This window comes from Pseudomonas sp. KU26590 (genome assembly GCF_026153515.1).
GTDB lineage: Bacteria > Pseudomonadota > Gammaproteobacteria > Pseudomonadales > Pseudomonadaceae > Aquipseudomonas.
The window spans coordinates 1,185,222-1,205,000 of the sequence record NZ_CP110644.1; the positions used below are offsets into that span (position 1 = coordinate 1,185,222).

Annotated in this window: 21 protein-coding genes (1 of these 21 cut by a window edge); 14 read left to right on the forward strand and 7 right to left on the reverse strand. The window is 59.8% G+C overall.

Annotation, left to right across the window (positions count from 1 at the left end; all coding sequences use genetic code 11):
• Nucleotides 1-73: 73 nt before the first annotated feature.
• Nucleotides 74-961 carry a tRNA glutamyl-Q(34) synthetase GluQRS gene (gluQRS, locus tag OKW98_RS05315; RefSeq protein WP_265388251.1) on the reverse strand — a complete coding sequence of 296 codons (888 nt, stop codon included), beginning with the start codon at nucleotides 959-961 and terminating at the stop codon, nucleotides 74-76.
• Nucleotides 962-1,138: 177 nt separating this feature from the next.
• Nucleotides 1,139-1,582 carry an RNA polymerase-binding protein DksA gene (gene dksA, locus OKW98_RS05320; protein ID WP_265388252.1) on the reverse strand — a complete coding sequence of 148 codons (444 nt, stop codon included), beginning with the start codon at nucleotides 1,580-1,582 and terminating at the stop codon, nucleotides 1,139-1,141.
• Between the two features lie 349 nt (nucleotides 1,583-1,931).
• On the opposite strand from dksA, the gene OKW98_RS05325 reads away from it, so the two are divergent.
• Together OKW98_RS05325 and sfsA are read left to right on the forward strand one after the other, a co-directional pair.
• Nucleotides 1,932-3,104 (forward strand): pyridoxal phosphate-dependent aminotransferase, encoded by a 1,173-nt coding sequence (locus OKW98_RS05325; RefSeq protein WP_265388253.1) that lies wholly within the window; start codon nucleotides 1,932-1,934, stop codon nucleotides 3,102-3,104.
• The gene (sfsA, locus tag OKW98_RS05330; RefSeq protein WP_265388254.1) at nucleotides 3,104-3,847 is read left to right on the forward strand and encodes a DNA/RNA nuclease SfsA; all 744 of its coding nucleotides are present in this window, start codon (nucleotides 3,104-3,106) and stop codon (nucleotides 3,845-3,847) included. The genes OKW98_RS05325 and sfsA overlap by 1 nt, the downstream gene beginning before the upstream one ends.
• On the opposite strand, the gene OKW98_RS05335 is transcribed toward sfsA, so the two are convergent.
• Nucleotides 3,825-4,154, reverse strand: coding sequence for a Rieske (2Fe-2S) protein (locus OKW98_RS05335; RefSeq protein ID WP_265389656.1), 330 nt, complete (start codon nucleotides 4,152-4,154; stop codon nucleotides 3,825-3,827). The two genes, sfsA and OKW98_RS05335, sit on opposite strands and share 23 nt — an antisense overlap.
• Nucleotides 4,155-4,371: 217 nt before the next feature.
• On the opposite strand from OKW98_RS05335, the gene OKW98_RS05340 reads away from it, so the two are divergent.
• The 3 genes from OKW98_RS05340 to deoC all read left to right on the forward strand — a co-directional run bounded on the left by OKW98_RS05340 (nucleotide 4,372) and on the right by deoC (nucleotide 7,066).
• The gene (locus tag OKW98_RS05340) at nucleotides 4,372-5,355 is read left to right on the forward strand and encodes a FecCD family ABC transporter permease (RefSeq protein ID WP_265389657.1); all 984 of its coding nucleotides are present in this window, start codon (nucleotides 4,372-4,374) and stop codon (nucleotides 5,353-5,355) included.
• Entirely contained in the window at nucleotides 5,355-6,122 is a 768-nt protein-coding gene (locus OKW98_RS05345; RefSeq protein WP_265388255.1) for a heme ABC transporter ATP-binding protein, read from the forward strand. The genes OKW98_RS05340 and OKW98_RS05345 overlap by 1 nt, the downstream gene beginning before the upstream one ends.
• Nucleotides 6,123-6,289: 167 nt before the next feature.
• Nucleotides 6,290-7,066 carry a deoxyribose-phosphate aldolase gene (gene deoC / locus OKW98_RS05350; protein ID WP_265388256.1) on the forward strand — a complete coding sequence of 259 codons (777 nt, stop codon included), beginning with the start codon at nucleotides 6,290-6,292 and terminating at the stop codon, nucleotides 7,064-7,066.
• 190 nt (nucleotides 7,067-7,256) lie between these two features.
• On the opposite strand, the gene OKW98_RS05355 is transcribed toward deoC, so the two are convergent.
• The 3 genes from OKW98_RS05355 to OKW98_RS05365 form a co-directional block, all read right to left on the reverse strand.
• Complete coding sequence (locus tag OKW98_RS05355) at nucleotides 7,257-7,535, reverse strand: TfoX/Sxy family protein (protein WP_265388257.1); 279 nt, start codon at nucleotides 7,533-7,535, stop codon at nucleotides 7,257-7,259.
• A 238-nt stretch (nucleotides 7,536-7,773) separates the two neighbouring features.
• Complete coding sequence (locus tag OKW98_RS05360) at nucleotides 7,774-8,118, reverse strand: pentapeptide repeat-containing protein (protein ID WP_265388258.1); 345 nt, start codon at nucleotides 8,116-8,118, stop codon at nucleotides 7,774-7,776.
• Between the two features lie 102 nt (nucleotides 8,119-8,220).
• A complete protein-coding gene (locus OKW98_RS05365; protein WP_265388259.1) occupies nucleotides 8,221-9,756 on the reverse strand; it encodes an AAA family ATPase in 1,536 nt (511 codons plus the stop codon).
• A gap of 133 nt (nucleotides 9,757-9,889) precedes the next feature.
• Between OKW98_RS05365 and mrcB the strand changes: the two genes are divergently transcribed.
• From mrcB to OKW98_RS05380, 3 genes are read left to right on the forward strand one after another with little or no spacing between them, the layout of a single operon-like run.
• On the forward strand, nucleotides 9,890-12,211 hold the full coding sequence (gene mrcB / locus OKW98_RS05370) for a penicillin-binding protein 1B (protein WP_265388260.1): 2,322 nt from the start codon (nucleotides 9,890-9,892) through the stop codon (nucleotides 12,209-12,211).
• A gap of 31 nt (nucleotides 12,212-12,242) precedes the next feature.
• Entirely contained in the window at nucleotides 12,243-12,983 is a 741-nt protein-coding gene (locus tag OKW98_RS05375; RefSeq protein WP_265388261.1) for a tetratricopeptide repeat protein, read from the forward strand.
• Nucleotides 12,976-13,305, forward strand: coding sequence for a YqcC family protein (locus OKW98_RS05380; RefSeq protein WP_265388262.1), 330 nt, complete (start codon nucleotides 12,976-12,978; stop codon nucleotides 13,303-13,305). Before OKW98_RS05375 ends, OKW98_RS05380 begins: the two co-directional genes overlap by 8 nt.
• Nucleotides 13,306-13,308: 3 nt before the next feature.
• On the opposite strand, the gene OKW98_RS05385 is transcribed toward OKW98_RS05380, so the two are convergent.
• On the reverse strand, nucleotides 13,309-13,737 hold the full coding sequence (locus tag OKW98_RS05385) for a DUF4124 domain-containing protein (protein WP_265388263.1): 429 nt from the start codon (nucleotides 13,735-13,737) through the stop codon (nucleotides 13,309-13,311).
• A gap of 410 nt (nucleotides 13,738-14,147) precedes the next feature.
• Between OKW98_RS05385 and OKW98_RS05390 the strand changes: the two genes are divergently transcribed.
• The 6 genes from OKW98_RS05390 to msrQ form a co-directional block, all read left to right on the forward strand.
• Nucleotides 14,148-15,872 carry an acetolactate synthase 3 large subunit gene (locus tag OKW98_RS05390; RefSeq protein WP_265388264.1) on the forward strand — a complete coding sequence of 575 codons (1,725 nt, stop codon included), beginning with the start codon at nucleotides 14,148-14,150 and terminating at the stop codon, nucleotides 15,870-15,872.
• Nucleotides 15,873-15,874: 2 nt separating this feature from the next.
• On the forward strand, nucleotides 15,875-16,366 hold the full coding sequence (ilvN, locus tag OKW98_RS05395) for an acetolactate synthase small subunit (RefSeq protein ID WP_074892648.1): 492 nt from the start codon (nucleotides 15,875-15,877) through the stop codon (nucleotides 16,364-16,366).
• Nucleotides 16,367-16,412: 46 nt separating this feature from the next.
• Nucleotides 16,413-17,429: a ketol-acid reductoisomerase gene (ilvC, locus tag OKW98_RS05400; protein WP_265388265.1), complete on the forward strand. Its 1,017-nt coding sequence runs from the start codon at nucleotides 16,413-16,415 to the stop codon at nucleotides 17,427-17,429.
• Nucleotides 17,430-17,578: 149 nt separating this feature from the next.
• Nucleotides 17,579-18,427 (forward strand): CDP-diacylglycerol--serine O-phosphatidyltransferase, encoded by an 849-nt coding sequence (gene pssA, locus OKW98_RS05405; protein ID WP_265388266.1) that lies wholly within the window; start codon nucleotides 17,579-17,581, stop codon nucleotides 18,425-18,427.
• Between the two features lie 71 nt (nucleotides 18,428-18,498).
• Nucleotides 18,499-19,512, forward strand: a complete 1,014-nt coding sequence (gene msrP, locus OKW98_RS05410) for a protein-methionine-sulfoxide reductase catalytic subunit MsrP (protein ID WP_265388267.1) — start codon at nucleotides 18,499-18,501, stop codon at nucleotides 19,510-19,512.
• Nucleotides 19,512-19,779, forward strand: the start of a protein-coding gene (msrQ, locus tag OKW98_RS05415) for a protein-methionine-sulfoxide reductase heme-binding subunit MsrQ (RefSeq protein WP_265388268.1). 353 nt of this gene lie beyond the right edge of the window; the window shows 268 of its 621 coding nt (coding positions 1-268); its start codon is at nucleotides 19,512-19,514; its stop codon lies beyond the right edge, outside the window. Before msrP ends, msrQ begins: the two co-directional genes overlap by 1 nt.

A 19,779-nucleotide genomic window follows, 5' to 3' on the forward strand; every position in this document is an offset into this window, starting at 1 on the left:
CGGATGGCGATGGGGCTGCAAGCGACGTTTGCGCCAGCTTTGTGCTGCCTCCCTGTGAATCGGCCGCGCGAGATCAGTCTATTCGAGCTTCCTCGATAGCGCCCAGGCGGGGTATCGAATCGGCATCCCAGTGCGCAATGGCCCAATCCAGCACTTCTCGGGGCTTAGCGTCGTCCAGTTCACCCGGCGTCTTTTGCCCCAAAGCACGTAAACCCCGGAGCAGCAACGGCGTGGCCTGGTCGGACGGCAGTGGCGGCGAACGGTAGGATTTGCCCAGTTTATGGCCGTCGGGCTGGGTGATCAGCGGCACATGAAGGTAGCGCGGTTGCGGCAGGCCCAGCAGTTCTTGCAGGTACAGTTGACGTGGCGTGGAGTCGAGCAGATCAGCGCCGCGTACGATGTCGGTCACACCTTGCCAGCCGTCGTCGAGGACAACCGCCAACTGGTAGGCGTAAAAGCCGTCCCGGCGACGAATGATGAAATCGCCCGCGTCGCGGCCCAGATGTTGACGAAACTCGCCCTGCACGCGGTCTTCGAAGCGGTATTCCAGCTCAGGCACCCGAATCCGGATGGCCGCGTTCTCGGGTGAGTGCCCCGCATTCCGGCAAAAACCCGGGTAAATGCCGTTATAGCCTTCCAGTTGCTTGCGCGAACAGGTGCACGCGTAAGCGAGGCCGTGGCTGAACCACCGATGGATGATCGCCTGGTAAGCCTCATGCCGGTCGCTTTGCCTCACCAGTTCGCCGTCCCATTCGAATCCATAGGCTTCGAGGGTCTGGAGTATTCCCGCCTGGGCACCCGGAACCTCGCGTGGAGGGTCGAGATCCTCCATGCGCATCAGCCATTTTCCGCCGACCGAACGGGCGTCGAGGTAGGAGGCCAGGGCTGCGACCAGAGAGCCGAAGTGCAGATAACCGCTGGGGGTTGGCGCAAAGCGCCCTATATAAGAAGGGGTTTTCATGGGCGCTGATGGTACTGGAAATAAAACGTACGAAATACCGGACGACGTGTCGTGCCATGTGGGAAAGCGCGACGCACGGGTAGGTGACTTTCCAGCCCACGCCGTCGCTAGTTCGGTCGATACCTGCAGGCAACAAAAAAGGACGCCGAGGCGTCCTTTTTTACGGGATCAACAGGATCATTTACCGACCTGTTTTTCCTTGATTTCAGCGAGGCTCTTGCAGTCAACGCACATGTCAGCCGTTGGACGGGCCTCAAGGCGCTTGATACCGATCTCGACGCCGCACGATTCGCACCAGCCGTATTCCTTGTCCTGGATCAGCTGCAGCGTCTTGTCGATCTTCTTGATCAACTTGCGCTCACGATCACGTGCACGCAGCTCCAGCGCGAATTCTTCTTCCTGACTTGCACGGTCAGCAGGGTCAGGGAAGTTAGCCGCCTCGTCCTTCATGTGAACAACCGTGCGGTCAACTTCTACCATCAGATCCTGTTTCCACTTGGACAGGATTTTGGTGAAGTGCTTGCGCATGGGTTCGCCCATGTATTCCTCGCCCTTCGTCGCGACGTAGGGTTCGAAACCACTGATTGCCGGGGTGCTCTTTTGCTTTTCTTCGGTGGGCATGAACGGACCGCCTCTCACTCTTCTAAGCCATTACACAGGTTAAGATCCATCGCCGACACCTGCCGGCCCTGCGGCTGCAAGCGGGCGAACTTACCAGATCGAATCGGAGCGCGCTACTCCCGGTTGTCGAGGATGGCCCGCAGCACGCACGTGGACTATGACCACAGCCTGAGCGCCCGGTTTTATCTATTTGCAGTGCGCTGAGTTTAGTGCCTGCCGCGTAAGCCCACGGTTTTCTGGACTGTCGGCTGCAAGTCACTGCCGTCCAGGCCGATAAACGCTGTAGCCCGCCGAGGCGGGTGGGTAGAATCGGCGAATTATCTCGCCACCCCTCACCAAAGGAAGGCCCATGCCACAGCCCTACAGTGCGCGCAGCCGCGCCATAGAACCCTTTCATGTCATGGCGCTGCTGGCGCGGGCGAATGAACTGCAAGCGGCGGGGCATGACGTTATCCACCTGGAGATTGGCGAGCCGGATTTCACCACCGCCGAGCCCATCATCAAGGCCGGTCAGGCAGCGCTGGCCGCTGGCAAAACCCGTTACACGGCGGCCCGTGGTCTGCCGGAACTGCGCGAGGCCATCTCGGGCTTTTATGCTCAGCGTTACGGCGTGAACGTCGATCCGGGCAGAATTCTGATCACGCCGGGCGGTTCGGGCGCGTTGCTGCTGGCGGCGAGTCTGTTGGTCGATCCTGGCAAACACTGGCTGCTGGCCGATCCGGGTTACCCGTGCAACCGGCATTTTCTGCGTCTGGTGGAGGGCGCCGCGCAGTTGGTGCCCGTGGGGCCGGACGTGCGTTATCAGCTGACGGCCGATCTGGTGGCTCAATGCTGGAATGAGGACAGCGTCGGTGCGCTGGTGGCGTCTCCGGCCAATCCGACCGGGACGTTGCTGCACCGCGACGAACTCGCTGCGCTTTCGGCGTCGCTCAAGGCGCGGGATGGGCACCTCGTGGTTGACGAGATCTATCACGGTCTGACCTACGGCACCGACGCGAGCAGCGTGTTGGAGGTCGATAACGACGCCTTCGTGCTGAATAGTTTTTCCAAATATTTCGGCATGACCGGTTGGCGACTCGGTTGGCTGGTTGCCCCCGAGGCGGCGGTCGGTGATCTGGAAAAGCTGGCGCAGAATCTTTACATCAGCGCGCCGAGCATGGCGCAAAGCGCGGCACTTGCCTGCTTCGAGCCGCAGACGCTCGAGATCCTTGAACAACGTCGTGCCGAGTTTGCCCGCCGTCGCGACTATCTGCTTCCGGCACTGCGCGAATTGGGCTTCAACATAGCCGTGGAGCCGGAGGGCGCCTTCTATCTATACGCAGACATCAGCGCGTTCGGCGGCGACGCGTTCGCGTTCTGTCATCACTTCCTGGAAACCGAGCATGTGGCGTTCACGCCCGGGCTGGATTTCGGCCGGTACCGCGCCGGCCATCATGTGCGCTTCGCCTACACCCAAAGCCTGCCTCGGCTTGAGGAAGCGGTCGAGCGAATAGGCCGTGGCCTGCGGAGCTGGCAAGGCTGATGCGTTTCTCTCCTCCCCTTGAAGAAGGCCGGCTGATTCAACGCTACAAGCGCTTTCTCGCCGACATCGAGACCGCCAGCGGCGATCTGCTGACGATTCACTGCCCCAATACGGGCTCCATGTTCAATTGCATGATGCCGGGTGGCCGCGTCTGGTTCAGCCGCTCCAATGACCCCAAACGCAAGCTGCCGGGCACCTGGGAAATCACCGAAACGCCTCAGGGTCGGCTTGCCTGCGTCAACACTGCGCGCGCCAACAGGCTGGTGGAAGAAGCACTTCTGGCCGGGGTGATCACGGAGTTGGCAGGGTTTACGGCGCTCAAGCGCGAAGTCGCCTACGGTCAGGAAAACAGCCGCGTCGACTTCCGTCTGGATTACCCCGATGGGCCGCTGTATCTGGAAGTCAAAAGCGTGACCTTGGGGTTTGATGACAGCCGGGTCGCTGCATTTCCCGATGCGGTCACTCAGCGCGGTGCCAAGCACCTGCGCGAATTGTCGGCCCTGGCCCGTGAGGGCGTGCGCGCGGTGTTGCTGTATTGCGTGAACCTGACAGGCATCGACGCCGTGCGGCCCGCCGCCGAAATCGACGCGGCCTATGCCGCGGCCTTGCTTGAGGCGGCTGCGGCAGGGGTTGAAGTCCTTGCCTATGGCGTGAAGCTGACCCCCGACGAAGTCTGTATTGACCGCCGCCTTGAGATTCACCTTATGGAAACGCGCCCGCTCAGTCCGGTGCCACTGGATTGATCCAGATGCCCTGAGCGTCTTCGCCGCAGTCGATAGCCCTCAGGGACTTGCCCTCGCAGGGGCCCGCCACGCACTCGCCGCTCTCGATGAGGAACAGAGCACCGTGGGTGGCGCACTGGATCAGGCTGGCGCTGGCATCGAGAAACTCATCGGCCTGCCATTCCAGCGCCACCCCGCGATGGGGGCACCGATTGGCGTACACGTACACCTGACCCGCTCGCCGGACCGCCAGAATCCTGAGTTCATCAACCTCGAACCCGAGGCTTTTGCCTTCAATCAGCGCAGCGCTGTCGCACAAGTATTTCAGCGTGTTCTCCTTGGCGCTTGACGCTCAAATGCAAAGAATTATCAAATGCCTGGCCGTAGCCGGCTGCGCATTCTGCCAGCACTCAAACCCGCCAGTCGATGAACGAAATCCAGCCAGTCGTGCCGTGAGGTGAGCGACTGCGCCTTCCTTTATAGAGGACGCACCTTTTATGCGCTTCACCTCTCGCCTGATCGGCATCGCGCTGGGCTTAGCCTGTTTGCTGGCGATATGGCTGTCCCTCGCGCTCGGGCCTGTCAGCCTGCCGATGATGGACACCTTGCGCGCGGTTCTTCATCTGGTGGGCGTGCCTGTGGCGGAGGACAACTTGCAGCAGGCGGAACTGATCGTGGGCCAGATCCGTCTTCCCCGGACGTTGCTCGGGCTGGCGGTGGGTGCAGTGCTGGCCTTGTCCGGCGTGGCGATGCAGGGTTTGTTTCGCAACCCCCTCGCTGATCCCGGTCTGGTCGGGGTTTCCAGTGGCGCGGCATTGGGTGCGGCGGCGGCCATTGTCGCCGGAGCATCCCTTGGCGGAATGCCTGAGCCGCTCCAGCCGTATCTGCTGTCCATCTGCGCGTTCGCCGGTGGGCTTGGGGTGACCGCAATCGTCTATCGGCTCGGACGCCGCGATGGCCGAACCAGCGTCAGCACCATGCTGCTGGCGGGTGTGGCGATGACTGCGCTGGCCGGCTCGATCATCGGGCTGTTCACGTACCTGGCCGACGACGCCAGCCTGCGGACGCTGACGTTCTGGAATCTGGGCACCCTCAACGGGGCCAGCTATGCGCGGCTCTGGCCTCTTTTGCTGGTTTGCGTGGCGGTGATCCTCTGGCTGCCGCGCCGAGCCAGGGCGCTCAACGCGCTGCTGCTTGGCGAATCGGAAGCGCGCCACCTCGGCATCGACGTCGAACGCCTCAAGCGCGAGCTGATTCTGTGCATCGCCCTCGGTGTGGGGGCCGCGGTTGCAGCGGCGGGGCTGATCGGCTTCATTGGCCTGATCGTGCCGCACATGGTGCGACTGCTGACCGGGCCGGACCACCGTGTTGTTCTTCCCGCTTCAGCGCTGGCAGGCGCAACGCTGCTGCTCCTGGCAGACATGTTCGCCCGACTGGTGATGGCGCCGGCGGAGCTGCCGATCGGGATTGTCACCGTGTTCATTGGCGCGCCGTTTTTTATTTTCCTGTTGATTCGAGGGCGTAGCTGATGTTGATCGCCAATGACCTCGGCATCATGCGTGATGGCAAACAGGTGCTCGCCAACCTCGACTTGGCATTGGCGCCCGGTCAGATACTCGGCGTGCTGGGCCCCAACGGCGCCGGCAAAAGTACGCTGATGGCGGCCCTGTGCGGCGAGCTTGTCCCTACCCAGGGCCAGGTGTTGCTGGACGATATTCCCCTGAATCAATGGCGTGGCCCCGAGCGGGCGCGGCGGCTGGCTGTGCTGCCGCAGAGTTCGACATTGGGTTTCGCATTCAAGGTCGAGGAAGTGGTTGCGATGGGCCGCTTGCCCCATGACAGCGGTCAGCAACGCGACGGTGAAATCATCCAGCACGCCCTTGAAGCTGCCGATGGCCTTCACCTGTCGGGTCGCAGCTATCTGACGCTGTCGGGCGGCGAGCGTCAGCGGGTTCACCTGGCGCGGGTGCTGGCTCAGGTATGGCCGGGCGAGGAGGGCCAGATGCTATTGCTGGACGAGCCAACATCGGCGCTCGATCCGCTGCATCAGCACACCACGTTGCTGGCCGTTCGCGCATTCGCCGACCGTGGCGGTGCGGTGATGGTGATCCTGCATGACTTGAACCTGGCAGCCCGTTATTGCGATCACCTTTTGTTGCTGGATCAAGGTCGCGTGTATTTATCCGGCACACCACAGCACGTGCTCACGCCTGAGGCACTGAAGTCGGTATTCGGTCTGGATGTGCTGGTGCAGCCCCATCCCGAGCGTGGGCATCCGCTGGTGATCGCTCGCTGAAACGGGCTCTTATCGATGTAGCAGCCCCATTTTCGGTGCTCTTGCGGGCAACGTCCTTCGGACAATTCTTGTAATCACGTAGGCCTGCTCTTTTGCGTCTTTGTGGCCGTTCAGGCATAGCCGTTCTCGATTATCGTCGCCTCAATCAAAGGCATTGAGGGTGTGTAATGAGCGACATAAATGAAGCGATTGACGTGTATGACGTCGATGCGTCACTGGCGCAACTGGCGATTGGCCTGATGGAATTGGCTTCGTTGAATGCCGACGACACGCCGGAAAAGATTATTGCGTTGTGTCATCGAGCCCTGACGCCTGTGGGGCATGTTGCCGCCGTCTGCGTCATGCCCAGATTCGCAGGGCTGGCGCGGCGCACGCTCGACAGCCTTCATGCGCGGGAGATAAAAGTCGTGGCCGCGGTTAACTTTCCGAGCGGCTCGCCATCCGTCAGCTCCGCCGAGTCGGAAACCCAGGCGGCCATCCTCGCGGGTGCAGACGAAATCGATCTGGTCTATCCCTTTCATGCTTTGCTTGGCGGGGACAGGCAGATTGGCGCGGACATCGTCAATGCCTGCAAAGCCAGGTGCGGTCGGGCAGCATTGACCGTTACGCTGGAAACCGGCGTGCTGCGTGATCCGCAGGTCATTCACGGCGCAAGCTGTGTGGCGATTCAGGAGGGCGCCAACTTTCTGAAAACCAGCACAGGGAAACACATCCTTAACGCAACGCCCCAGGCCAGCCGGATTTTGATTTCGGCCATCGCCGAGTCAGGCGCGCATGTGGGCATCAACGTTTCCGGAAATGTGCGGACGCTCGACGAAGCGCGGGTTCACATGGATCTGGTCAAGGCACGATTCGGCCCACGCTGGCTTGAACAGGGAAGGCTGCGGCTCGGGGCGACCAGCCTGCTGGATGATCTTTTGGGCCACTTGGGCGTAGGCGCTTAAATCGCAGGCAAAAAAAGACCCGGCAAAGAGCCGGGTCAAAAACCGTGATTAGCCTGATGAGGAGATAATCTGAGAGTCCGAACCAAGGAGCCTTTCAGGTTATCGGCCAGTCTTGCGACCGGATGTGATAATCATAGTGATTCTCATTTGTATGTCAACAGTGTTCTGCGCTTTATTTTCCTAGCGGTGCTCAGCGGTCCCCGATCGGACCGGGGCTGGCGTTCTTCAATTTGATGTCCAGGGCATCTTTGTACTCTTGGGGCAGTTCGCTCCAACGGCAATTTGACAACGCCCCTTCCAGTGAATACAGCAGCGCTTTGGATGCTCGGAAACCCCTGACCTGGACGGCCCGGTAGGCCTGGATTGCGCCAAGGCGGCGCAGGTCAGCAATAGTGTGAATACCCGCAGCGTGAAGCCATTGAACCGAGGTTCTCCCTAGATTCTTCATGCCCAGCAATTCGTCGTCCATGGGTGCAAATCCATCCTGTCATTCCGTGTAATAACTTCTCCATAAGCTCGACACAAACTGAAAAGGCGAGCCATGCCCTTGAGCGTAGACGACGTCGAATAAAAACTGCGAGGCGATGACCTTGAAATGCAGGACAGCTGCCGAACGGTAGGGGTTAGTTAAGGCGGGGCGGAGCAGGCCCGGCATGGCTGCGCATGCGGGGCGAGAAATAGAGCGAGGTCTAGCGGGTGCGACGACCTTAGCGGGTGCGATAACGCAGGCGCGTACCGAAATTGACCGACATGAGGATTTCGTCAGCACTCAGCTCTGACGGGAAGTACGCCCCGGATATCTGCGCGTGGGCGATGCTTGCACCCTCGAGCCTGGTTGTCCGGAAATCAACGCCACGCAGGTCAGCGGATCTGAAGTAGGCATCGCTGAAATCGACCTCTTCGGCATTGAGTTCACGCAGGTCCAGACCGCGAAAATCTCCCCCTGACAGATCAACCGGGCCCTGTTTTGGCCGTTCGAGATTGAAGGCGGTTACGTCGTCTTTTCGCAACAGTGCGAAGAGGGGCGAGTCGAGCTGCTTGGGCTGGTTCATCTGGCTTCTCCTTTGTTGGAATTCTGACGCCACTATAATGCCACCAATGTCGGGCCGTGAAGCAATATCCTTCACGACTCGACCACTGGTGGGCTCGGGATATCAGAGCCCCGGGAGATGCTGACGAATGTCTGCGACCAGCGTGTCCAGATCACCGCTGACGTTGGTCTCGACATGCCGGCTGCGGAGTATCTCGTCGGCGGTCAGCGCTTCGCGACTGGTCAGCTGCGCTTCAATGACTTCCATGGTTGCGTCGGAAGGATCCTGATTCTGTGCCCGACGTTGCGCCAGCCAACCCTCGATAACCGCCTTTGGCGCGGCGCAATCAATGATCAGGAAAGGAGCGCCCATCGCCTCGGCAATCTGCGCAGTCGCCTGACGCTGTGCGAGCTTCAAATAGGTTGCATCGATGACCACCGGCAAGCCTGCGCGGAGCACGACACCCGCCAGCTCGTTCAGGCGCTGATACGTAGCAGCGCTGACGTCGGCGGAATACAGATCTTCATGGTCGGCGAATACACGCTTGCGCTCGACATCTGAACGCAGACGGATGGCGCCCAGCGCTTCCACCAGCCGCATCGCAACCTGACTCTTGCCGACCGCGGAAACGCCGTGGGTGATGGCCAGAAAGTTGGACGGGATCGCGCTGTAGCTCTCGGCCAGGTTGGCGTAGTTGCGATACTGGCGCAATGTTGCAGCGCGCTGCACCTGGTCGGCGTCGGCATTCAGGCTGAACAGCGCCACTTTGGCGCGAACCAGTGCGCGGTAGGCTTTGTAGAAATTGAGCAGTTGCAGGCCTGCGTAGTCGCCGGTCAGTTCCAGGTACTGGCTGACGAATCGACGGGAAAGGCTTTTCAGGCCGCGATCCTCAAGGTCCATGGCCAGGAAACCGATGTCCGCATAGACGTCTGTCATGCGGAAGGGCTCGTTGAATTCGATGCAGTCGAAGATCACGACTTTGCCATCGATCAGTGTTGCGTTGCCCAGGTGAATGTCGCCATGGCATTCCCGAACAAAACCGTCGAGCTTGCGCTGGTTCATCAAAGGCTTGAGGCGCTCGAAACTGGTGTTGGCCCACGCTTCCAGCGCTTCCAGCTGGATGAGGTCAGACTTTTCGCTGAGGAAGGGCAGAATCTGCTCGAAATTCTGTGTGACCGGCGCCATGACGCTGTCGGCGCTGCCGAGTGGGTTTTCCATCGGGACTTTAGGCGAGTTGAGATGAAACTCGGCGATCTGCCGGGCCATGTCATCGATGTGCGCGGTGGTCAGTTCGCCTTTGGCTTGCAAAGTGCTGAGCAATCCGTCTTGCGGAAACTGGCGCATTTTCAGCACGAACTCGATGGCCTCGCCTTCGCCATTCAACTGCGGCGCCTCGATGCTCCCGGTGACAGGCAGCACTTCCAGGTACAGATCGTCCGTCAGGCGCTGGTTCAGCATCAGCTCCTGCTCACAGAAATGCTGACGCGCCGGCAGGCTGGTGAAGTCCAGAAAACCGAAATTGACCGGCTTCTTCATCTTGTAGACGTAGGGACCTGTGAGCAGCACCCAGGAAATATGCGTTTCGATAACCTGAAATTGTTCGACCGGGTGAGGAAACAGGGCGGGGTTTTGCAGCGCGGCTATCAGTGTCTGGCTCACGGACGATCCTTGAAAGGTGATAAGTCGATAGAGAAGTAGCGAAAGGCGGCCATTATGGCTGCTGGAGACATTGCTGCAAACCGCTTAAAGGGCGGTCTGTCGGGGCCTTTGAAAGTGCGTATAATCCGCCGCCATGACCCGATCCCGCACCTCGAAAAAATCCCCCAAACCCACCAACAGCCGCCTGCGCAGCCTGTTGGGCTGGGCCCTGAAACTCAGTCTTGTCGGGCTGGTGATCCTTGGCTGCTTCGCCGTTTACCTGGATTCCATCGTCCAGGAAAAATTCTCCGGCAAGCGCTGGACCATTCCGGCCAAGGTTTATGCACGGCCATTGGAGCTGTTCGTCGGCCAGAAGCTTTCACGCGATGACTTCCTGCTGGAGCTCGATGCGTTGGGCTATCGCCGCGAAAGCGTGGCCAACGGGCCGGGCGCTGCTGCGGTCAACGGCAACAATGTCGATCTCAACACCCGCGGCTTCCAGTTCTATGAAGGCGCTGATCCAGCGCAGCAGATCCATGTGCGCTTCTCCGGCGATTACGTCGCGGAACTGACCGCCGCCAATGGCGCCAAGCTTGCTGTCGCGCGGCTTGAGCCTTTGATGATCGGCGGCTTGTACCCGAAGAATCTCGAAGACCGGATTCTGATCAAGCTCGATCAGGCGCCGCCTTACTTGCTCGACACGCTGGTGACGGTGGAGGATCGGGATTTCTACCATCACTTCGGTGTGTCCCCCAAGGGGATCGTGCGAGCTTTCTGGATCAACGCATCCGCTGGCCAGATGCGCCAGGGCGGATCGACGCTGACTCAGCAACTGGTCAAGAACTTCTACCTGACCAACGAGCGCAGCATCACCCGCAAGCTGACCGAAGCGATGATGGCCATTCTTCTGGAGATCCATTACAGCAAGCAGGAGATCCTCGAGGCCTACCTTAACGAAGTGTTTGTGGGGCAGGACGGTCAGCGTGCGGTTCACGGTTTTGGTCTGGCGAGTCAGTATTTCTTCAGCCAGCCGCTGTCAGAATTGAAGCTGCATCAGGTCGCCTTGCTGGTCGGTCTGGTCAAGGGGCCTTCCTATTACAACCCGCGGCGCAATCCTGAGCGTGCGCTGGAACGACGCAATCTGGTCCTCGATCTGCTGGAGCAACAGGGTGTCGCCACGCCTGAAGTGGTGGCTGCGGCGAAGAAGATGCCGCTGGGCGTGAGCAAAGTCGGGTCGCTGGCCGACAGCTCGTTCCCGGATTTTCTAGACCTGGTGAAGCGCCAACTCCGTCAGGATTATCGCGACGAAGACTTGACCGAAGAGGGCCTGCGGATCTTCACCAGCTTCGACCCGATTCTGCAGATGAAGTCCGAAGCCGCCGTGCGCGAAAGCTTCGCCAAAATCTCTGGGCGCAAAGGCGCGGACGAGATGGAAACGGCCATGGTCGTGACCAATCCGGAAACCGGCGAAGTCCAGGCGCTGATCGGCAGCCGGCAGGCAGGCTTCGCGGGTTTCAACCGGGCGCTGGACGCCGTTCGGCCGATTGGGTCATTGGTCAAACCGGCCATCTACCTCACCGCTCTCGAACGTCCGCAGCAATACTCGCTGACCAGCTGGATCCCGGACGAGCCCTTCCAGGTCAAAGGCGCCGATGGCCAGATCTGGAAGCCGCAGAACTACGATCACAAAGCTCACGGCAACATTTTCCTGTATCAGGGGCTGGCGCATTCCTACAACCTGTCCAGCGCGAAGCTGGGCCTGGACCTGGGCATACCGAATGTCTTCAAAACCCTCACCAAGCTGGGCGTCACCCGCGAGTGGCCGGCTTTCCCGTCGATGCTTCTGGGTGCCGGGGCGCTCACGCCGATCGAAGTGGCGACGATGTACCAGACCATCGCCAGCGGCGGCTTCAACACGCCGTTGCGCGGGATTCGCAGCGTACTGACCGCCGAAGGGGAGCCGCTCAAGCGCTACCCGTTCCAGATTCAGCAACGTTTCGACCCGGGTTCGATCTATCTGCTGCAGAACGCCATGCAGCGGGTGATGCGCGAAGGCACGGGTAAATCGGTTTACAACGTGCTGCCGAGCACGCTGAATCTGGCGGGCAAGTCTGGCACCACCAACGACTCGCGCGACAGCTGGTTTGCCGGTTTCAGCCAGGACTTGCTGGCGATCGTCTGGATGGGCCGTGACGATAACGGCAAGACGCCGTTTACCGGGGCCACGGGCGCACTGCAGATCTGGACCAGCTTCATGAAGAAGGCCGATCCGCTGCCACTGGACATGGCGATGCCCGATAACGTCGTGCAGGCCTGGGTCAATGCCACTACTGGCGAAGGCACCGACGCCAGCTGCCCGAACGCCGTGCAGATGCCGTATATTCGCGGCAGTGAGCCGCAACCCGGCCCGACCTGCGGTGGGGCAGCAGCGCCCGCCGATTCGGTAATGGACTGGGTCAAAGGCTGGTTGAATTGAGCCTGGTTGAATTAAGCAAAGAGGATGTGACGTGAACAAGTGGTGGATTCCGGCTGTAACGGCTCTGGCTTTGCTCAACGGTTGCGCGTCCCAGACGCGCAGTGCGATTCCGGTGGTGGATTCAGGGTCACGCGTTTCTAACGGCGAGCGCGTTTCGTCGACACGCAACAACACCTACCGCGCGCCGGTTCAGGCGCCTGCGCAGTCGCAGACCATTCAGGAAGACTCCGGGGTCACGGTCATGGTGCCCGGCGGCGCTAACGCCAGTGGCGCACCTATTTCGACATTTGTGCCACCCACCACGGCGCCGATCAGCACGTCGCCGGTCAATCAGGCCCCGGTGAACAACACCTACACACCGCCGCCAGCGACCAGCAATACCTACAACATGCCGGCGTCGGCACCGACCGGCATTCCGTCTGCATCCAGCGGCGGGTTGTCGGAAGACGAGCAACTGGATGGGCCGGTGCTGGCGTTGCTGACCACCGCTCAGCAGCAGCAATCCGGTGGTGACCTCAACGGCGCATCATCGAGCCTTGAGCGTGCGCAACGCGTTGCCCCCCGTGAGCCTCAGGTCCTTTACCGTCTGGCGCAAGTGCGCCTGGCCCAGGGCGATGCGCCTCAGGCTGAGCAGCTGGCCCGTCGCGCTCTCACCTACGCCAATGGTCGCGCCAGCCTTCAAGCCAGTCTTTGGGGCCTGATTGCCCAGTCGCGTGAAAAGCAGGGTGACGCAGCCGGCGCTGCACTGGCGCGGCAGAAAGCCAATGGATAAACGCTTTCCGAAAATTGCGGATGAGTTGCTGTTGATCGAGCGCGAGTTGCGAGTGCTGGGGTGGTGGAAGGAAGTGCCGCCCAGCGATGAGTCCCTGTCCAGCCGCGAGCCCTTCTGCGTCGACACGCTGGATTTTGATCAGTGGCTGCAATGGATCTTCCTGCCGCGCATGAAGATCATCCTTGAGCAGGATCTGCCATTGCCCACGGCATCCGGCATCCTGGAAATGGCGGAGATGGTTTACGCCAACCGTATCCGCGAGGCGCGCCACCTGCTGGTGCTGCTGAAAGACTTTGACCGGTTAATCACTGAGTCCGTCTGACCCTCAGTTGCACTGATCGTCGAGGTACTTCTTGACCTCGGCGATGCGTGCCTGGCGCTCTTCTTCCGTGAACCGCCTGAACTCGCCATTCACTTCTTGTCGCACCCGCGGGTTGTTCTGCAGTTGCGCAAGGTTGGTGCGCTGTTCGTCACACGCTTCTTTGCGCTTCGCTTCCTGCGCGGCGACCTGCTTCCTGACCTTGGCGTCGACCGCTTCCTGCTCACGCGCGCCGTCCTGGTTCCGCGGGGGCGGAGCAGGTGGGGCTGCGACGGGTTTCCCTGTATCGATTGCCTGCGCTGCCTGCCCGGCAGGCGGTTGGGCGTCGAAATGCGTGACGCCCTGAGCGTCGACCCATTTGTATATCTGCGCGGCCTGGCCGACCGCCGGGGCGACGGCAAGTGTCAGCGTCGCTGCAAGAATCATCCAGCGCATTCCCGATTCCTTACTTCTGTGGCAATGGCCGGAAACCTATCACAAGCGTGACGCCACGACCTCATTCGGTACCTTTTGGCGGGCGGTGGACGAAGAAAGCGCATCGATGACTTGACTTGCGAGGGGCGAATCCGAACAATCCAAAGTTCGCTGTAGAGGGACTGCCAGAAGCAGACCGTCTCGGTAGATCATGAGGCGCACACCCGCGCCGACCCGTAACACCCGCAACGCGTTACCTCGCGCTGGGTGGGAAGACCCCGAAACACTTAAGGGGCGATCCCAATACTTGCTCAGTCAGTGCTGACGTAGTCGGCGACCACCGTCGCTCATGCTCTGCTTTGCAGTAAACCTATTAAGACCCGTCTCCTCGCTTGTGTGGACGGTATTCTGGCGTTTTAGAGGTGAACAACGTGGAGCTTTTATCTGGCGCTGAAATGGTCGTCCGCTTTTTGCGTGACGAAGGCGTAGAGCACATCTACGGGTACCCTGGCGGTGCCCTCCTGCATATATACGACGCGCTGTTCAAAGAGCCGGCTGTGAGCCACATCCTCGTTCGTCACGAGCAGGCCGCGACTCACATGGCTGACGGTTACGCCCGCGCCACCGGCAAGGCAGGTGTTGTGCTGGTGACTTCGGGTCCCGGCGCAACCAACGCCATCACCGGTATCGCGACCGCCTATATGGACTCGATTCCGATGGTGGTGCTGTCCGGTCAGGTCCCGAGCAACATGGTCGGTACCGATGCGTTCCAGGAGACCGACATGATCGGTATCTCCCGCCCAATCGTGAAGCACAGCTTCATGATCAAGCACCCGTCGGAAATCCCGGAAGTCCTGAAAAAGGCGTTCTACCTCGCCCAATCCGGTCGTCCTGGTCCTGTCGTTGTCGATATCCCGAAAGACATGACCAACCCGGCTGAAAAGTTTGAATACATCTTCCCCAAGAAAGCCAAGCTGCGTTCCTACAGCCCGGCGGTCCGTGGTCACTCCGGCCAGATCCGCAAAGCCGTAGAAATGCTGGTCGCGGCCAAGCGCCCGATCATCTACGCCGGTGGCGGCGTGATCATGGGCAATGGTTCGGCGCAACTGACCGAACTGGCGCAGCAATTGAACGCTCCGGTCACCAACACGCTGATGGGTCTGGGTGCCTACCCGGGCACTGATCGCCAGTTTGTCGGCATGCTGGGGATGCATGGCAGCTATACCGCCAACCTGGCGATGCACCACGCCGATGTGATTCTGGCGATTGGCGCACGTTTCGACGACCGCGTGATCAACGGCCCGGCCAAGTTTTGCCCGAACGCCAAGATCATTCACGTCGACATCGACCCGGCTTCGATCTCCAAGACCATCAAGGCCGACGTGCCCATCGTCGGACCGGTTGAGAGCGTGTTGACCGAAATGGTTGCGACCCTCAAAGAGCTGGCCGAAACCCCTAACAAGGATTCGGTCGAGACGTGGTGGAAGCAGATCGAAGAGTGGCGTGCCGGCGGTGACCTGTTCCCGTACAACCGTGGCGACGGAAGCGTCATCAAGCCGCAGACCGTCATCGAGACGCTGTGTGAAGTGACCAAAGGCGATGCCTACGTCACCTCCGATGTGGGTCAGCATCAGATGTTCGCGGCTCAGTACTACCGCTTCAACAAACCCAATCGCTGGATCAACTCCGGCGGTCTCGGCACGATGGGCTTCGGCCTGCCTGCCGCGATGGGGGTTGCGCTGAGCTTCCCGAATGACAATGTCGCCTGCGTCACCGGCGAAGGCAGCATTCAGATGAACATTCAGGAGCTGTCGACCTGTCTGCAGTACAACCTGCCGGTGAAGATCATCCTGCTCAACAACGGCGTGCTCGGCATGGTCCGTCAGTGGCAGGACATGAGCTACAGCGGCCGTCACTCGCACTCTTACATGGAGTCGCTGCCTGACTTCGTGAAGCTGGTCGAGGCTTACGGGCATGTCGGCATGCGCATCACCGATCTCAAGGATCTGAAGCCGAAGATGGAAGAAGCGTTCGCCATGAAAGATCGTCTGGTGTTCCTCGACATCCAGGTTGACGTCGGCGAGCACGTTTATCCAATGCAGATCAGAGACGGGTCCATGCGCGACATGTGGTTGAGCAAGACGGAGCGGACATAACCATGCGGCACATCATTTCGCTACTGCTGGAAAACGAACCGGGTGCGCTCTCTCGTGTGGTCGGCCTGTTTTCGCAGCGCAACTACAACATCGAAAGCCTGACGGTGGCGCCAACCGAGGACCCGACTTTGTCGCGTCTGACGCTGACCACCGTTGGCCATGATGAAGTGATCGAGCAAATCACCAAAAACCTCAACAAGCTGATCGAGGTGGTCAAGCTGGTCGATTTGTCGGAGAGCGCCCACATTGAGCGTGAGCTGATGCTGATCAAGGTGAAAGCCACCGGCGCTCAGCGTGCGGAGATCAAGCGCACCACCGACATCTTCCGCGGCCAGATCGTTGATGTCTCCAGCAGCGTCTATACCGTGCAGTTGACCGGGACAAGCGACAAGCTGGACAGCTTCATTCAGGCGATTGGCACCACTGCCATTCTGGAAACCGTACGAAGCGGCGTCACGGGTATTGCCCGTGGCGACAAAGTGCTGAGCATTTAAACTCATTTTGCAAATGGCCTTGCGGCCAAGTTATCAGGGGAATTTCATGAAAGTTTATTACGACAAAGACTGCGACCTTTCGATCATCCAGGGCAAAAAAGTTGCCATCATCGGTTACGGTTCTCAGGGTCACGCTCAAGCGTGCAACCTGAAAGACTCCGGCGTTGATGTCACCGTTGGCCTGCGCAAGGGTTCGGCCACTGTCGCCAAAGCTGAAGCTCACGGCCTGAAAGTGACCGACGTGGCTTCCGCCGTCGCCGCTGCAGACCTGGTCATGATCCTGACCCCGGACGAATTCCAGTCCCAGCTGTACAAGAACGAAATCGAGCCGAACATCAAGAAGGGCGCAACACTGGCCTTCTCCCACGGCTTCGCGATCCACTACAACCAGGTTGTTCCTCGTGCCGACCTCGACGTGATCATGATCGCGCCAAAAGCACCGGGCCACACCGTGCGTACCGAGTTCGTCAAAGGCGGTGGCATCCCTGATCTGATCGCCGTTTACCAGGACGCTTCGGGCAACGCCAAGAACGTCGCTCTGTCGTACGCTTCGGGCGTTGGCGGCGGCCGCACCGGCATTATCGAAACCACGTTCAAGGACGAGACCGAAACCGACCTGTTCGGCGAACAAGCCGTTCTGTGTGGCGGTACCGTTGAACTGGTCAAAGCCGGTTTCGAGACACTGGTTGAAGCCGGTTACGCGCCGGAAATGGCGTACTTCGAGTGCCTGCACGAATTGAAGCTGATCGTAGACCTCATGTACGAAGGCGGTATCGCCAACATGAACTACTCGATCTCCAACAACGCCGAATACGGCGAGTATGTGACCGGTCCGGAAGTCATCAACGCCGAATCCCGTCAGGCCATGCGCAACGCTCTGAAGCGCATCCAGGACGGCGAATACGCCAAGATGTTCATCGCCGAAGGCGCCAGCGGCTACCCTTCGATGACTGCCAAGCGTCGTAACAACAAAGCGCACGGCCTGGAAGTTATCGGTGAGCAACTGCGCTCGATGATGCCTTGGATCGCGAAGAACAAGATCGTCGACCAAGCCAAGAACTAACATCGCAGATCCGGTTCTTGCAGGAAAAAAACGCGGCCCTCGGGTCGCGTTTTTTCGTTATGGGGGCTCATCTGGTATAAAGCTGCATCGTTTGACGGCCGAGCGGTCGCAAGCATTTGTCGAAATTCTTCAGCTGCAAGGTATTGTCCATGAGCGAACGTCCCGAAGAGCCGAACAAGGCTTATGACGCCGAAAGCCTGCTACCGATTGATGAACACATTGAAGAGGGTCAGGACGCGGAAGGGCGCAAGGTGCGCCATCGCGGCATCTACCTGCTGCCCAATCTGTTCACCACCGCGAACCTGTTCGCAGGCTTCTACGCAATCATCAGCGCCATGAGTGCGCAGAGCGCGTTGAGTGCGGGTGATCAGGTGAGTGCGAGTAAATACTTCGCGTTTTCCGCCATCGCCATCTTCGTTGCGATGGTGCTGGATGGTCTGGATGGCCGCGTTGCACGGATGACCAACACCCAGAGCGCATTCGGCGCAGAGTATGACTCGCTGTCCGACATGGTCGCTTTCGGCGTGGCGCCGGCATTGTTGGCGTTTGGCTGGGCGCTGGGTGACATGGGTAAGGTCGGCTGGATGGTCGCCTTCATCTATGTCGCGGGGGCAGCGTTGCGTCTGGCCCGCTTCAACACTCAGGTGGGCAAGGCTGACAAGCGTTACTTCATTGGCCTGGCAAGTCCTGCCGCCGCGGGCGTTGTCGCGGGTACCGTCTGGGCATTCAGCGATTACGGCATTCAGGGTTCGAAATTGTCGTTCCTGGTCGCGCTATTGGTTGCAGCCGCCGGGATGCTGATGGTCAGTAACATCAAGTACAACAGCTTCAAGGAGCTGGATCTCAAGGGGCGCGTGCCGTTTGTTGCGATCCTGGCGGTGGTTCTGGTGTTTGCCGTCGTGTTCAGTGATCCGCCGCGTATTCTGCTGCTGATCTTCCTCGGCTATGCAGCATCGGGTCCGATCCAATACCTGCTGCGTCTGCGTCGCCAGAGGTAGTTAGTCAGCCTGCATTTCCCGCATACTCCGCAGCTATAGATGCTTCAGTTCTCTATAACTGCGGAGTCATCATGCTGATCAAGATCCCCTCTACATCCGATTGCAAAGAGTCGGATGTCACGCCCGAATCCCTTTACCTCTCGCGTCGAGCATTGCTTGGCAGCTCACTTGCCGGACTCGCCGTTAGCGCGATGCCGCGTTGGGCCCAAGCCGATGAGGCCTCGCGCTACGCCGACGTCGAAGCCGGCGCGGCTCCTGACTGGTTCAAAGGCAAATTGCCTGCGACGAAGTGGCAAGCCGTTACCGTCAAGGACGAGACGATCACGCCGTTCAAGGACGCGACCCACTACAACAATTTCTACGAGTTCGGCACCGACAAGGGAGATCCTGCGCAAAACGCCGGCTCCTTGAAAACCGAGCCGTGGAGCGTGGTTATTGATGGGGAGGTCGGCAAGCCTGGCCGCTATGCGCTTGAAGACTTCATGAAGCCCTATCAGATGGAAGAGCGTATCTATCGTCTGCGCTGCGTAGAGGCGTGGTCGATGGTGATTCCGTGGCTGGGTTTCCCGATCTCCGAGCTGCTCAAACAGGTTGAACCCACGGCGAACGCCAAATACATCCGCTTCGAAACGCTGCAGGACCCGAAGACGATGCCTGGTCAGCGCTCAGGGTTCGCGTTGATCGACTGGCCTTATGTAGAAGGACTGCGCCTTGATGAGGCGATGAACCCGCTCGCGATTCTGGCGGTGGGTATGTATGGGCGGGAGCTGCCCAATCAGAACGGTGCGCCGTTGCGTTTGGTGGTGCCGTGGAAATACGGCTTTAAAAGCGTGAAGTCCATCGTGCGCATCAGTCTGACAAGCGAGCAACCGAAGACGACCTGGCAAAGCATCGCGTCAAGCGAGTACGGCTTCTATGCCAATGTGAACCCGACAGTGGACCACCCACGCTGGACCCAGGCACACGAGCGGCGTCTACCCAGCGGGTTGTTCAGTCCGAACATTCGCCAGACCGAGATGTTCAACGGGTATGGGGAGCAAGTCGCTTCTCTGTATACAGGCCTGGATTTACGGAAAAACTATTGATGCGTTTCATCTACTGGCGAGTGTCGGTGTTCATCGCAGCGGCTGTAGTTCCCATGTATTGGTTATACCAGGCGTGGATCTTTGCTTTGGGGCCTGATCCAGGGAAAGTGTTGGTTGATCGCTTGGGCCTGGGGACATTGACCCTGCTTTTGATCTCGCTGGCCATGACCCCGTTGCAGCGCACGACGGGCTGGCCCGGCTGGGTCGCGGTCCGCCGGCAGCTGGGGCTGTGGTGTTTTACTTATGTGTCACTGCACCTGCTGGGTT